Consider the following 13567-nt stretch of genomic DNA (forward strand, 5'->3'; position numbering starts at 1 on the left):
ACCAATTCGGCCTCAACGAAGGCCGCCGCAGCCGCAGCAAGGATCCCTGCGCGAGGCGGGGGTCCTTGTGCCCGAAGCACCTCTGCCGCGGCGTCTACAACTTCCGCGCCACGAAGTGGAACCAGTTGACGTCGTCGAGGGGATCGCCGGGCTGAAACGCCTTGTCGTTCAAGTTGCCGAACACCGCTTCGGTCTGCAGGCCGCAGGCCTTCAACTCGCGCAACTGCGTGGGCACGTCCGTATAGACGATGACGATGCCGAACTTGTGGGCGGCGCACACGCGCACCGCGTAGCCATCGAACTCGCGGTTCAGTTGTGAGTTACGCAGGTAGTTGATGGTGGCCAGCGGCAGGTTGACGACTGTGCGCGCGACGTTGAAGCCGAGTCGTATCGGGTTGTTGGACCATGCGGGCAAGCGCAGGAACTGTGTCAGGTTCTCGCGATAGGTGGGGCCGTGCAGGTTATGCGTGGAGAACACCAGCATGCCGCCCGGGCGCAGTACGCGGGCAAACTCGGCAAGCACGGCGCGGCGTCCGGCGTAGTCCACGGCATCGATGCCATTGAAGCTGAACACCACCAGGCCGAAGGTATTGTCTTCAAATGCTGACAGGTCACGCGCATCCATTTGACTGACGCGTATATCAGGATGATTGTGCTGGCAGATCTCCACCATCTCCGGCATATAGTCGATGGCCTCGTAGTGCTGGCTCAGCTTGCGCAGCATCGGTACCGTTCGGCCGCCACCTACGCCAACGTCAAGGATGGGAGTGTCGCGCACGGCATCGGCCACGAAGGCTAGCGCCGCGGCTTCCCCGGGGTCTGTCCAGTCCGAAAGGATCTTGAACCACCTCCTGGCTCCCCAGCTGCGCCATGCCTTGCGATTGATGGTGTCCTGCGCGACGGCCGTGCTCATGGTTGTCTCCCGACGATCGGTGCATCGCCCTGATGGCGATGGCAGAGAGAGTGTTCCGGCCGTGCACGCCGTTCGGTGCGAAACCCCACATCCGTTTGATACACAGAGCGGGCTCAATCCATTGAACCCATCCATACGCATGAGGACGACAGGCAAGACGATGGCATCGGGGACCCCCGATACGCCGTCGGTATGAGCCGGGCACCAGACCCGGTGCTGTGGCCAGCCTTTACCCGGCTACCTTCTTCATGGCGCGGCTTCGTTCTTCCTGCGCATCCTCGATCAGCTTGTAGGCGGCGTAGTACTTGTAGATGTTGCGCACGTAGGTGGTGGTCTCGATGCCGATCCGCTCGGAGGTCACGATCTCGACGTTGTTGAACCACTTGTCCGGGTTCAGGCCCCGAGCCTTGGCTTCGGTGCGCATCTTGGAGATATTTCCCGGCCCGGCGTTGTAGCTGGCGAATGCAAACAGTGGCCGGTCAGATTCCGAGAAATTCGCATCGGAGAAGTACCTCGTCATCAGCTGGTCCAGGTATTTGGTACCCGCGTGGATATTGGATTCGGTGATCTTGATGCTGCCGACGTTCAGTTCCCTCCCAGTGGCCGGCATGATCTGCATGACACCGATCGCTCCCACATGGCTACGCGCGTTCTGATTGAGCTGGGACTCCTGGAAGCCCTGCGCCGCCAGCATCAGCGGATCGAAATGGTAGAGCTTGCCGTACTTCTCGAAGAACGCCAGGGTGTCCTGGAACCGCTTGATCTCCGCGCCGTTGGTGTTGTCCGAGATCTGCTTGATGACCTTCATGTATTGCTTCAGCCGGTAGTCGGCGATGCCCTGCTTCTTGATGAAGTTGTCGTTGTAGTCCACGAGGACCGCGTTCAGCTTTGGACTGCCTTTGCGGATTGCCCAGCCGATCTTGCTGCCTTCACGTACCGCGAGGTCATCGCGAACCTTGATGCGCTTCAGGATCTGGGCCCAGATGCGCGCCTTCCAGTCGTCGACCACCAGGATCTGCAGCGTGCCGGCGTTGAGCATTTCCAGTGCGTCTTCGTCCTCCAGCGCGTCGGGTAGCAGCACCAGGTGCATCTGCGGTTTGCCGGCCTTACGGAAGCGGTCGTTCAACGCGGTCAGGCTTTCGTAGTAGCTGCTGCTGGGGCGCACGTGCACGGCCTTGCCAGCCAGGTCGTCGAGCGTGGCAAGCGTGGGGGATTTCGGGCCCGTGATGACCAGCTCCCGGATCGGCTTGCTGGTCTGCCCGACAATGAAGTCCGCTTGCTTGAGCCGGGAGTCGGTGACCGTGAGATTGCCGGCTGCGATGTCGCCAAGACCGGCATTGAGATCGGGCAGCAAACGGTCGCGCGTGACCGGAATCATGTAGACCGTGAGCGGCCGCTTGGCAAGCTGAGCGGCCATGGTCTTGTTGATATAGCGCTCGAAATCCCGCACGGTGTCCGCCGTGACGCCCCGCTCGCGTCCCCGGTCGTTGAAGTACAGGGTGCGGCTGTAGGGCACCAGCACGCGAATGGTGCGGTGCTTGAACATGCCATCGAAGTCACCGGTCCAGGGTTTGTTGGTCAGGTTGAGCTGGCGCGGAGGGGTGAGCCGTTTTTCCTTGGGAGCTGGAATGGCGGGCGTCGCTGCCGCCGCCAGTCCTGACCACGTGATGGAAGCGCCGGCCAGTGCGCGGGCGCCGATGACAAGGAACCGCCTTCGATCGTTGACCATTGCACACCTCGCGACAGTCAGGTCCTGCTGGCACGCGGATGCCGGCCACCGGGAGCGGGCCCGGATGCGCAGGCAATCGCCGTCCGTTGACTAAGCATAGACGGGCAATTGGCGATCGTAGAGGTTCCGTTGAGGTTCCGATGAGGGCCGGCCGCGAAGCCGGCGCTGGCCGGTGCGGCCAGGTCAGGCGGGCGTCGCGCCGCTCGCGCCGAATCGCCATGACAGCCGCCGCGCGGCCTGCCGCACCACGTGGGCGGTATCGCTGTCGAGCCGGCTGTCGAAGCTGCCGCTACTGCCCATCACCGCGACCACCAGGGCGAGCGCGCCGGTGTGGTCGAACACCGGTGCGGCCAGCGTGTCGATGCCGGGTACGGGCCGGCTCACGGCGTGGTCGATGCCGCCGGCGCGGATGCCGCGCAGCCGTTCGAGGTATCCGGATGGCAACGCGCCGTCGAAGGCGGTGCCCGCCATGCGGATAGCATCCTGCGCGAGCGCGTCGGCCAGCAGGTCGTCGGGGAGATGCGCCGCCACCACGCGGCCAATCGCCGTATTGACCATCGACAGCACGGTACCCACGCGCAGGCTCACGTGCTGCGGACGGGCCGATTCCTCGAGCCGGATCACGGTGGGACCGAGCGGCCCCTGGACGGCCATCGCCACCGACAACCCCGTGGCATGGGCCAGGGCGATGACCTCCGGCTCCGCCTCGCGCGTCGGGGAGAGCCGCTGCAGCGCGATCAGGCCGAGTTCCAGACCAAGCGTGCCAGCCTGGAAGTCGCCATCGGCGTTGCGGGAAATCAGTCCGATCTTCTGCAGGCTGACCAGATGCGGAAATGCCTTGGCAGGCACCATGCCCGCCGCGCGTGCGAGTTCCCCAAGCGAGAGTGGCTGCCCCGCATCGACCAGCGCGCCGAGCAACTGGCCTGTGTTGTCGAGCGACTGGATGCCGCGTTGGGGTTTGGCGGCGTCCGCCAGCATGTCGTCGCTCATGCGTCACCTTCCCTCATCGCGCGCGCGATATCGCCGATCGCGGCACGTAGCGCGCTGGCCACTGGACCATCCCATGCGACGTCGATCGCCCCGGTGGAGCCGATGGCGGTCAGCACCAGTCGCAGCGTGCTGTCGTCGTCGAGCAATGGCATCGCCAGACTGCTCACAGCCGGGCTCGGCGAATCGATGCTGCGCTCCGTGCCGCGTGCCCGGACGGCGGCAAGTGTTTCGAGAAAGGCGGGCAGGGTGGAGGCCGTGGCCGGTGTCTGCTGCTGCGTCCAGATCGGCAGCCAGTGCGATTCGGGCTGGAACGCGCAGTAGGCGCGTCCCGTGGCGGTGGTGGCCAGCGCCATCACCGTGCCGACGTGCAGGTTCAGATGCAGCGAGGTGCCGGCAGGCGCGTAGTGGACGATGGTCGGCCCTTGCGGCGTGGGCAGGCTGATGGCGACGTTGAAGCCGATATCAGTGGCCAGCGTCCGCACGCGCTGCACTGCGGCACGGTAGGCCGGCTCATTGTCGAGCCGCATCATGCCAAGCCGCAGCGCCAGCGGGCCCGGTTCGTAGTAGCCGTCCACGTGCTCGCGCTTGATCAGTCCCAGCCGCATCAGGCTCACCAGATAGGTGTGCGCCTGCGCCGGGGCCAGTTGCGCGGCAGCCGCCAGTTCGGCCAGCGGCAGCGGACGCCGCGCATCGGCGAGCGCCTGCAACAGGCGGCCGCCGACCTCCACACTCTGGATGCCGCGTTGCGTCTTGCCTGAACCCTCGCCCGGCGTGCGTGCCATGCCTGTGCCTTGCCTGAAAAGTCCAAATGGTAATCCATGCGCCTCGCAAGGCGCCCCCTGTTGCCATGCTGGATGAGGGTTTTCCCGGGGCGGGCCACGCAGCGACAAGGGTTTGCGGGATAGTTAGCGAATAGCAATTGAATTTGCCATTGACTAAAAATAGTCGAATTCCTAAGATTCCCATACCGCTCCCCACGATTCCCATAAAGAGACAGACATGGCAAAAGCATTCGCATCCCAGGCCGACCTGGAAGCCAAGCAGATCACCTTCACCCAGCTTTCCGAAAATGCCTACGCCTACACAGCCGAGGGCGACCCCAACTCCGGCGTGATCATCGGCGATGACGGCGTGATGATCATCGACACCACCGCCACGCCCGCCATGGCGCAGGACCTGATCGCCAAGATCCGCGCGATCACGGACAAGCCGATCAAGTACGTGGTGCTGTCGCACTACCACGCGGTGCGTGTGCTCGGCGCGTCGGCGTACTTCGCCGAAGGCGCGCAGCAGATCATCGCCAGCCGTGGCACCTACGAAATGATCGTCGAGCGCGGCGAAGCCGACATGAAGTCCGAGATCGAACGTTTTCCGCGTCTGTTCGCCGGCGTGGAAACCGTGCCGGGTCTGACTTGGCCAACGCTCGTGTTCGAACGCGAAATCACGCTGTTCCTGGGCAAGCTCGAAGTGCGCATCGCCCATCTGGGCGCGGGCCATACGAAGGGCGACACCGTGGTGTGGCTGCCGCAGCAGAAGGTGCTGTTCTCGGGCGATCTGGTCGAATACGACGCGGCCTGCTACTGCGGCGATGCCCAGCTCGAGCAATGGCCTGCCACGCTCGACGCGCTGGCCGCGCTGCAGCCCGAGAAGCTGGTGCCGGGCCGTGGCCCAGCGCTGACCACGCGCGAGGACGTGGCCAAGGGCCTGGCCTACACCAAGGATTTCGTGTCCACGCTGTTCCAGGCTGGCAAGGAAGCCGTGGCCGGCAAGATGGACCTGAAAGCGGCGATGGCGCATACGCGCAAGTCGATGGACCCGAAGTTCGGCCAGGTGTTCATCTACGAACACTGCCTGCCGTTCGACGTGTCGCGCGCCTTCGACGAGGCAGCCGGCGTCACGCATCCCCGTATCTGGACCGCGCAGCGTGACCAGGAGATGTGGGCGGCGCTGCAGGACTGAGCGTTGTTCGGTTGTTGAGTGTGGTTTCCCTCTCCCATGAAGTGGGAGAAGGGAGCAAACAGAAAGCAGTATCAAGCGCCGCAAGTGCGTGGATGGAGACACCATGAGCAGTACCAAGGTCGACATCGACTACCAGCGCATCCAGTACGACTACGTACCATGCGCCGAGCAGCGGGGGGCATCGACCAATGCCGCCCCGCATCCCGTGATCGTGGTCGGGGCCGGGCCGATTGGCCTGGCCACCGCCATCGACCTGGCCCGCCACGGCGTGCCGGTGGTGGTGGTCGATGACGACTGCATGCTCTCGGTCGGATCGCGTGCAATCTGCTTCGCCAAGCGCACGCTGGATATCTTCGACCGGCTCGGCTGTGGCGACCGCATGGTCGACAAGGGCGTGCGCTGGAACCTTGGCAAGGTCTTCCTGCGGGACAGCCAGGTCTATGCGTTCGACCTGTTGCCCGAATCCGACCACCAGCGGCCGGCGTTTATCAACCTGCAGCAGTACTACCTCGAGGGCTATCTGCTCGAATGCGCGCAGGCGATGCCCAACATCGAGATCCGCTGGAAGAGCAAGGCAGTTGCCATCGAGCAACACGCGGACCACGTGACGCTGACGATCGAAACGCCCGATGGCTGTTACGCGCTGCGCGGTGCCTACGTGGTGGCCGCCGATGGCTCGCGCAGCCCGCTGCGCAAGATGCTGGGTCTGGAGAGCCACGGTCATACGTTCCGAGACCGCTTCCTGATCGCCGACGTGAAGATGGAAGCGCCGTTCCCGGCCGAGCGCTGGTTCTGGTTTGATCCGCCGTTCCATCCGAACCAGTCGGTGCTGCTGCACCGGCAGCCTGACAACGTCTGGCGCATTGACTTCCAGCTCGGGTGGGATGCCGATCCCGCATTCGAGAAGACGCCCGAGCGTGTGCTGCCGCGTGTGCAGGCGCTGCTTGGCCCCGATGCGAAGTTCGAGCTCGAATGGGTCAGCGTCTATACGTTCTCGTGCGTGCGGATGGACAGCTTCCGCCACGGCCGCGTGTTGTTCGCGGGCGATTCGGCCCACTGCGTCTCGCCGTTCGGCGCGCGCGGCGCTAACAGCGGCGTGCAGGATGCCGAGAACCTTGCTTGGAAACTGGCCTACGTGCTGCAGGGCAAGGCACCGGGAAGCCTGCTGGATACCTACGCCAGCGAGCGCGAGTTCGCGGCCGACGAGAACATCCTCAACTCGACGCGCTCGACCGATTTCATTACGCCGAAGAGCGCGGTCAGCCGCATCTTCCGCGACGCGGTGCTGACACTGGCGCGCGACCACGCGTTTGCGCGGCAACTGGTCAATAGTGGCCGGCTGTCGGTGCCGGCCGTGCTGCGCGACTCGCCGCTGAACACCGCCGATGCGGAATCGTTCTCCGGCCAGATGGTGCCGGGCGCAGCATGCGTCGATGCCCCCGTGGCCGGCACGGAAGGCAAGCCCTGGTTGCTTCCGCATCTGGGCGACGACTTCGTGGCGCTGATCTTTGGCGCGCCGGCTGGCATCGACGCCGCATGCCGTGAAGCGCTGACGCAACTGCAGCAGGGAGACATTCCGCTGCGCGTGGTGTTCGTGACCGATGCGGCCATTTCAGCATCGGCCGAAGCCTGGCCCGGCGCGGTCGTGCTGCGCGACGCGGGCGGCGTGGCGGCCCGGCGCTATGACGCGCGCGCGGGCACCTGCTACCTGATTCGCCCCGACCAGCACGTCTGCGCGCGGTGGCGCGCGGTCGATGCGAACCAGATCGCCGGAGCGATCGCTCGCGCCACATGCAATGCCGCAGCAACCGTCGCGGCGCAATCGCCAGCCGCGGCACGCACGCCGGCACTGGCCTGATCGACAGTCACCAGGAGACAGGCCAATGCCGCTCAACACCGCTCCCAATCTTGCCTATCCCGACGAGTTCTACGAGGCGCTCATCGAGATGCATCATGACCTCGATGACGCCGAAAGCCAGGCCGTCAACGCGAGACTGATCCTGCTGCTGGCCAACCACATCGGTGATCTCGACACGCTGCGCGAAGCGATGCGCCTGGCGCGCGATGTCGCGCTCGAGCCTGCCGCAAGCTAGCCACTTCATTCCTGCCCGCCAGTGACCCGACAGGGGCGCGACAGACGCCCCGGGGCCAACTCGACCCTATTCCGGAGACAACCATGCATACCCAGAGCCTGGGCGCCGCCCCCGTCTTGCCTGAAATCCCGTCACACGCACTACCGCAAGTCCTTCCCGCGCAGCAGGAGGACGCGCTGTACCGCAAGGTCTGGCTGCGCATCATCCCGTTCCTGTTCATCTGCTACGTCGTGTCGTTCCTGGACCGGATCAACATCGGCTTCGCGCAATTGCAGATGAAGCATGACCTTGGGTTCAGTGACGCGATGTACGGGCTGGGCGCCGCAGTGTTCTACGTCGGCTACGTGCTGTGCGAAGTCCCCAGCAACATGCTGTTGGCACGCTTCGGCGCGCGCCGCACGTTCACGCGAATCATGCTGCTGTGGGGTGTCGCATCGGTGGGCATGATGCTGGTGTCGCAGCCGTCGCACTTCTATCTGCTGCGCTTCCTGCTCGGCGTGTTCGAAGCGGGCTTCTTCCCGGGCATTGTGCTGTACCTGACCTACTGGTTCCCGGCGCGCCGTCGCGCGGCGGTGATGGCGATCTTCTTTGCGGGCGTGGCAGTGGCCGGCGTGCTTGGCGGGCTGATCTCGGGCTGGATCATGCGCGACATGGCCGGTGTGCTTGGGATGCGCGGCTGGCAATGGATGTTCGCGATCGAAGGCGCGCCGGCAGTGCTGCTGGGCCTGATCGCCGCCGTGTGCCTCGTCGATGGCCCACGCCAGGCGCGCTGGCTGACACCGGCCGAGCAGGACTACCTGGTGGCCCAACATGAGGCGGAGTCGCGCGGTGCGGGTGGCCACGCCCATTCGATGCAGGCCCTGCGTCAGGCCCTGGCCAACCCACGGGTCTATCTGTTCGCGTTCATCTACTTCGCGCTGACGTGCGGCTCGCTGACGCTGTCATTCTGGATGCCGCTCATGATTCGCGATTTCGGCATCCAGGACGTGGTGGCCGTCAGCCTCTACTCTGTCATCCCGAACGCCATCGGCGCGGTGGGCTTGATCCTCATTGCGCGGCGCTCAGACCGCCTCGGCGAGCGTCACGGGCATTTTCTCTGCTGCACTGCAGGAGGCGCACTGGCGCTGGCCGCGTTGACGCTACATGTGCCGAGCCTTGGCGTGTCCTTGGCGATCCTCTCCGTTGCCGCCGTGCTGATCTTCGCCGCGCTGCCGATCTTCTGGGCGCTGCCGCCAAGCCATCTGCCGGCCCAGACCGCCGCCACCGGCATTGCCTTCATCTCCAGCATCGGCATCACCAGCGGCATCGTCAGCCCTTGGGTCATCGGCCAGATCAAGGCGCACACGGGCAGCATGGACAACGCGCTGTACCTGTTGGCCGGGCTGCTGCTGGCCAGCGGGCTGGCGCTGTGGAAGGGCGTGCCGCGCACACCGACGGCGCACTAGCAGGGCGGTGTTCCCCGATACCGGGCGGTTCATGCCCGATATCGGGGAAAAATCATTTGTTTCATGGTTATCCATGATGGAACACTTGTTGCTATATGCCTAGCATTGCAACACCTGACGCTTTCCATCAACAGGAGTGTTCCCATGAACCAGTTCTTCATGACCCGTGCCGCCGTGCTGATGGCGGTGTCGCTCGGCGCCGGTTCGGCGCTTGCGGTCGACGTGGCCGCCAGCCCAACGCTCAGCAAGATCAAATCGTCCGGCACGATTTCGATCGGTCACCGCACATCGTCGATCCCGTTCTCGTACTACGACGCCAACCAGAAGGTGATCGGCTTCTCGCAGGACATCTGCGATCGCGTGATTGATGCGGTCAAGAAGGAAACCGGCACGCCGAATCTGCAGGTGCGTATGGTGCCCGTGACGTCGCAGAACCGGCAGTCGCTGGTCCAGAATGGCACGGTGGACCTGGAGTGTGGCGTGACCACCAACCTGAAGTCGCGCCAGCAGCAGGTGGCATTCTCCACCACGTTCTTCGTGGCCGGCACGCGACTGCTGGTGAAGAAGGGCAGCCCGGTCCATGACTTTGGCGATCTGTCGGGCAAGGCCGTGGTGACGAACGCCGGCACCACGTCGGAACGCATCCTGCGCAAGCTCAACGACGAGAAGGGCGCCAACATCACGATCCAGAGCGCCAAGGACTATGGCGAATCGTTCCTGATCCTGCAGTCGGGCCGCGTGGCCGCGTTCATGATGGACGACGTGCTGCTGTCCGGCTCGCGCACGCTGGCGCCGAACCCCAATGACTGGGTGGTGGTGGGCACGCCGCAGTCGTTCGAGGCGTACGGCTTCATGATGCGCAAGGATGACCCCGGCTTCAAACAAGTCGTGGATGCCACCATGACGGGCCTGATGCGCAGCGGCGAGATCAACACGCTCTACACCAAGTGGTTCCTGAAGCCGGTGCCGCCGAAGAACCTCAGCTTCGACTTGCCGCAGAGCGAGCAGATCAAGAAGGCCTACGCCAATCCGAATGATGAGGCGTTCGAGTAACGCACTGGCGTTTCAGCCGCGCCGCGACGGGAGGTAGGCCCCCGTCCGGTGCAGCTGCCCCTCCGTCTGCTCCAGCGCCCGGATCGCCCCCTTGCCCTTCTTTGCCAGCAGATGCTCGACCAGCGCCTCCACCATCGCCACGCCGCTGGTGATCGACGGGAAGAACGATGGGCTGTCGATGGCGAAGAGCAGTGTGCAATCGGCTTCCAGCGCGATTGGCGCCACCGTACTGTCGGTCAAGGCGATCACCGTGCAGCCCGCCTCGCGTGCGGCGGTGGCCACGCGCATGCTTTCCTGCGAGTAGGGCGCGAAGCCGGCTACCAGCACCGCATCCTTGGGGCTCAAGGCGCGCAGTTCCATCTCCAGCGTGCCTGCGTCGCCACGGATCAGGCGCACCGAGCTGCGGAACAGCCCGTAGATGTAGTGGAACGAGAACGCGATTGGAAAGCACGAGCGGAAGCCCGCCACGTGGACCATCGGTGCGGCCGCCAGCAGTTCGGCCGCACGTGGCAGCGCGTCGGCGTTGCTGGCCAGCAGCGCGTCGAGGTTGTGATGCTGCACTTCGATCATTTCCGCGAACATGCGGCTCGAGCCACTTTCCCGCACCACCTTGCGGGCGCGCCTGGCGTAAGGCTGGCTGTCGCCGTCGCGCACTGCCTCGACGAACAGTTCGCGCAATCCCTGCCAGCCTTCGAACCCGAGCGCCTGCGACAGTCGCACCAGCGTGGCGGGCTGCACCCCGGCGTTGCCGGCCACCTTGCGCATCGACTGGATAGCAATATCGCGCGGGTGATCGAGCAGGTATCTGGCGCCACTCTGGAACTGCGCGCTCAGATTCGGGAAATCGGCGCGGAGTTGCGCCAGCAGCGCATCGAGCGACTGCGGCGGCTTGGGCGTGGAGGCGGGCATCTCTGGTTCAGGATTCTTGTGATGCAACGATTGTTGCACAGCTTGGCCCGCCGCAGGGCGCCCTTGTGTTGTGAACGGGGGGCACCGGTGGGGCATCGTATGTTTCGTGCTGGTGCCTTAATGAAACACTTGTTGCGCTGCCGGGACGTTGTTCCTATACTCACACCTGTTTCCGGGCAGACCCCCGCATCCCGCACCTCACCATGACGCACGTATTCCACCGCAATCCGAAGCAAACCTTGCCGGTCGCCGTTGGCGGCCAGGGTATCGAACTGATCGACAGCAATGGCCGGCGCTACCTCGACGCTTCGGGCGGCGCGGCGGTTTCCTGTCTCGGTCATGGCCACCCGCGCGTGATCGAAGCGATCAAGGCGCAGGTGGACACCATTGCCTACGCGCATACGTCGTTCTTTACCACCGAGGTGTCCGAGACGCTGGCCCAGACGCTGGCCGATGCGGCCCCCGGAGATCTCGATCATGTGTACTTCGTGTCCGGCGGCTCCGAGGCGGTGGAAGCCGCGCTGAAGCTGGCGCGCCAGTACTTCGTGGAGATCGGCCAGACGCAGCGCCGCCACTTCATCGCGCGGCGCCAGAGCTATCACGGCAATACGCTCGGCGCGCTGGCGATCGGCGGCAACGCGTGGCGGCGCGAGCCGTTCCTGCCGCTGCTGGTGCCGGCGCACCATGTGTCGCCGTGCTATGCCTACCGAGATCAGGCGGCCGGCGAAGCCGACACGCAGTACGCGCAGCGTCTGGCCGACGAACTTGAAGCAAAGATCCTCGAACTCGGCCCCGACTCGGTGGCCGGCTTCGTCGCCGAGACGGTGGTCGGCGCTACCGCAGGGGCGGTGCCGCCGGTGGCCGATTACCTGAAGCGTATCCGCGCTGTGTGCGACAAGTACGGCGTGCTGCTGATCCTCGATGAAGTGATGTCGGGCATGGGCCGGACGGGTTACCTGTTCGCGTGCGAAGAGGACGGCGTGGTGCCCGACATCGTGACGATCGCGAAGGGCCTCGGCGCTGGTTACCAGCCGATCGGCGCAATGCTCTCGACGTCGCGCATCTATGACGCGATCATCGGTGGCAGCGGTTTCTTCCAGCACGGCCACACCTATATCGGTCATGCGACGGCCTGCGCGGCAGCGCTGGCCGTGCAGCGCACGATTGTCGAGGACAAGTTGCTGGACAACGTGCTGGCGCGTGGCGAACAGTTGCGCGCGCGCCTGCGCGAATCGCTCGGCGACCATCCGAACCTTGGCGACGTGCGGGGCCGTGGACTGTTCGTCGGCGTGGAGTTCGTGGCCGATCGCGCCACCAAGGCCACGCTCGACCCGGCGAAGAAGACGCACGCCGTGCTCAAGCGCACCTGCATGGAGCATGGCGTGCTGGTTTATCCGATGGGCGGCACGGTCGATGGCATCCACGGTGACCACGTGCTGTTTGCGCCGCCGTTTATCTGCACGCCCACCGACATCGACAACATCGTAGACCGCTTCACGCAGGCCGTGAAAACGGTACTGCCGGCTTGAGGAGCGCGACGATGCCGAACCAGAATCCTGTCGCTACCGCTGACACCTTGCGTCGCCCGTTCGCTCTGGCGGTGGCCCCGAATGGCGCGCGCAAGACGCACGCGGACCACGCGTGCCTGCCAATCACGCCCGACGAGCTGGCGCAGTGCGCGCGCGAATGCGTGGATGCCGGCGCTGCGATGATCCATCTGCACGTGCGCAAGGCCGACGCCACGCACAGCCTCGAAGTGGTCGACTACGAGCCGGCCATTGCCGCTGTGCGCAAGGCTGTGGGCAATGCGCTGGTGCTGCAGCTGACCACCGAGGCGGTCGGCATCTACCAGCCGGCGCAGCAGATCGCGACCGTGCGTGCGCTGCGCCCCGAGGCCGCATCGGTGGCCATTCGCGAACTCGTGCCCAATGTCGCCGCGTTGCCTGCCGCCGCAGAGTTCTTCCAGTGGATGCACCACGAGCACGTGGTGGCGCAATACATCCTCTACGATGCCGATGACGTGCGCCGCTATGCGGCCCTGCGCGAAAGCGGCGCGATTCCAGCCGGGCGGCACTGGGTGCTGTTCGTGCTGGGACGGTACTCGGCCGGACAGAAGTCGTCGCCGGCGGACCTGCTGCCGTTCCTGGCCGCCTGGCGCGAGACCGGGCTCGATCAGTCTGGCGTCGAATGGGCGGTCTGCGCATTCGGCAAGCAGGAGGCCGATTGCGCGGCCACGGCCGTGATGCTGGGCGGGCACGCGCGTATCGGCTTCGAGAACAACATGACTTTGCCCGATGGCGCGATGGCGCCGGACAACGCCGCGTTGCTGCAAGCGGTGCGCACGCCGCTCCTCGCGCTTGGCTATGTCTCGATGACGGCTGACGTGCTGCGCGAGCGTTTCGCGGACTGAAAAAGCCCTCTGGCGACGACAGCAGGGCGGGGCGGATTCCGGTACGCTAGGCGTTTCATCGTTCCC

Annotated in this window: 12 protein-coding genes; 7 read left to right on the forward strand and 5 right to left on the reverse strand. The window is 65.0% G+C overall.

The window, feature by feature from the left end:
• Positions 1–94: 94 nt before the first annotated feature.
• From WD006_RS00820 to WD006_RS00835, 4 genes are all read right to left on the reverse strand, one after another.
• On the reverse strand, positions 95–913 hold the full coding sequence (locus WD006_RS00820; protein WP_011515215.1) for a class I SAM-dependent methyltransferase: 819 nt from the start codon (positions 911–913) through the stop codon (positions 95–97).
• A 229-nt stretch (positions 914–1142) separates the two neighbouring features.
• Entirely contained in the window at positions 1143–2642 is a 1500-nt protein-coding gene (locus tag WD006_RS00825) for a lytic transglycosylase F (RefSeq protein ID WP_011515216.1), read from the reverse strand.
• A gap of 183 nt (positions 2643–2825) precedes the next feature.
• Positions 2826–3632 carry an IclR family transcriptional regulator gene (locus tag WD006_RS00830; protein ID WP_011515217.1) on the reverse strand — a complete coding sequence of 269 codons (807 nt, stop codon included), beginning with the start codon at positions 3630–3632 and terminating at the stop codon, positions 2826–2828.
• Positions 3629–4414, reverse strand: coding sequence for an IclR family transcriptional regulator (locus tag WD006_RS00835; protein WP_011515218.1), 786 nt, complete (start codon positions 4412–4414; stop codon positions 3629–3631). The genes WD006_RS00830 and WD006_RS00835 overlap by 4 nt, the downstream gene beginning before the upstream one ends.
• 217 nt (positions 4415–4631) lie before the next feature.
• Between WD006_RS00835 and WD006_RS00840 the strand changes: the two genes are divergently transcribed.
• The 5 genes from WD006_RS00840 to WD006_RS00860 all read left to right on the forward strand — a co-directional run bounded on the left by WD006_RS00840 (position 4632) and on the right by WD006_RS00860 (position 10182).
• Positions 4632–5591 (forward strand): MBL fold metallo-hydrolase, encoded by a 960-nt coding sequence (locus tag WD006_RS00840; protein WP_008645261.1) that lies wholly within the window; start codon positions 4632–4634, stop codon positions 5589–5591.
• Positions 5592–5694: 103 nt separating this feature from the next.
• A complete protein-coding gene (locus WD006_RS00845; protein WP_029308428.1) occupies positions 5695–7449 on the forward strand; it encodes an FAD-dependent oxidoreductase in 1755 nt (584 codons plus the stop codon).
• 25 nt (positions 7450–7474) lie between these two features.
• On the forward strand, positions 7475–7684 hold the full coding sequence (locus WD006_RS00850; RefSeq protein WP_011515220.1) for a DUF2783 domain-containing protein: 210 nt from the start codon (positions 7475–7477) through the stop codon (positions 7682–7684).
• A gap of 83 nt (positions 7685–7767) precedes the next feature.
• Complete coding sequence (locus tag WD006_RS00855) at positions 7768–9129, forward strand: MFS transporter (RefSeq protein ID WP_008644436.1); 1362 nt, start codon at positions 7768–7770, stop codon at positions 9127–9129.
• 144 nt (positions 9130–9273) lie between these two features.
• On the forward strand, positions 9274–10182 hold the full coding sequence (locus tag WD006_RS00860) for a glutamate/aspartate ABC transporter substrate-binding protein (RefSeq protein ID WP_017510969.1): 909 nt from the start codon (positions 9274–9276) through the stop codon (positions 10180–10182).
• Positions 10183–10194: 12 nt separating this feature from the next.
• Here the strand turns inward: WD006_RS00860 and WD006_RS00865 are convergent, their stop codons facing one another.
• On the reverse strand, positions 10195–11091 hold the full coding sequence (locus tag WD006_RS00865) for a MurR/RpiR family transcriptional regulator (RefSeq protein ID WP_008644433.1): 897 nt from the start codon (positions 11089–11091) through the stop codon (positions 10195–10197).
• Positions 11092–11294: 203 nt separating this feature from the next.
• Here WD006_RS00865 and WD006_RS00870 point away from each other — a divergent pair, with 203 nt between their 5' ends.
• Together WD006_RS00870 and WD006_RS00875 are read left to right on the forward strand one after the other, a co-directional pair.
• Positions 11295–12620: an aspartate aminotransferase family protein gene (locus WD006_RS00870; RefSeq protein ID WP_011515223.1), complete on the forward strand. Its 1326-nt coding sequence runs from the start codon at positions 11295–11297 to the stop codon at positions 12618–12620.
• 11 nt (positions 12621–12631) lie between these two features.
• The gene (locus WD006_RS00875; RefSeq protein WP_011515224.1) at positions 12632–13501 is read left to right on the forward strand and encodes a 3-keto-5-aminohexanoate cleavage protein; all 870 of its coding nucleotides are present in this window, start codon (positions 12632–12634) and stop codon (positions 13499–13501) included.
• Positions 13502–13567 lie beyond the last annotated feature (66 nt).

This window comes from Cupriavidus sp. Met-2 (genome assembly GCF_049843575.1).
Taxonomy (GTDB): domain Bacteria; phylum Pseudomonadota; class Gammaproteobacteria; order Burkholderiales; family Burkholderiaceae; genus Cupriavidus; species Cupriavidus metallidurans.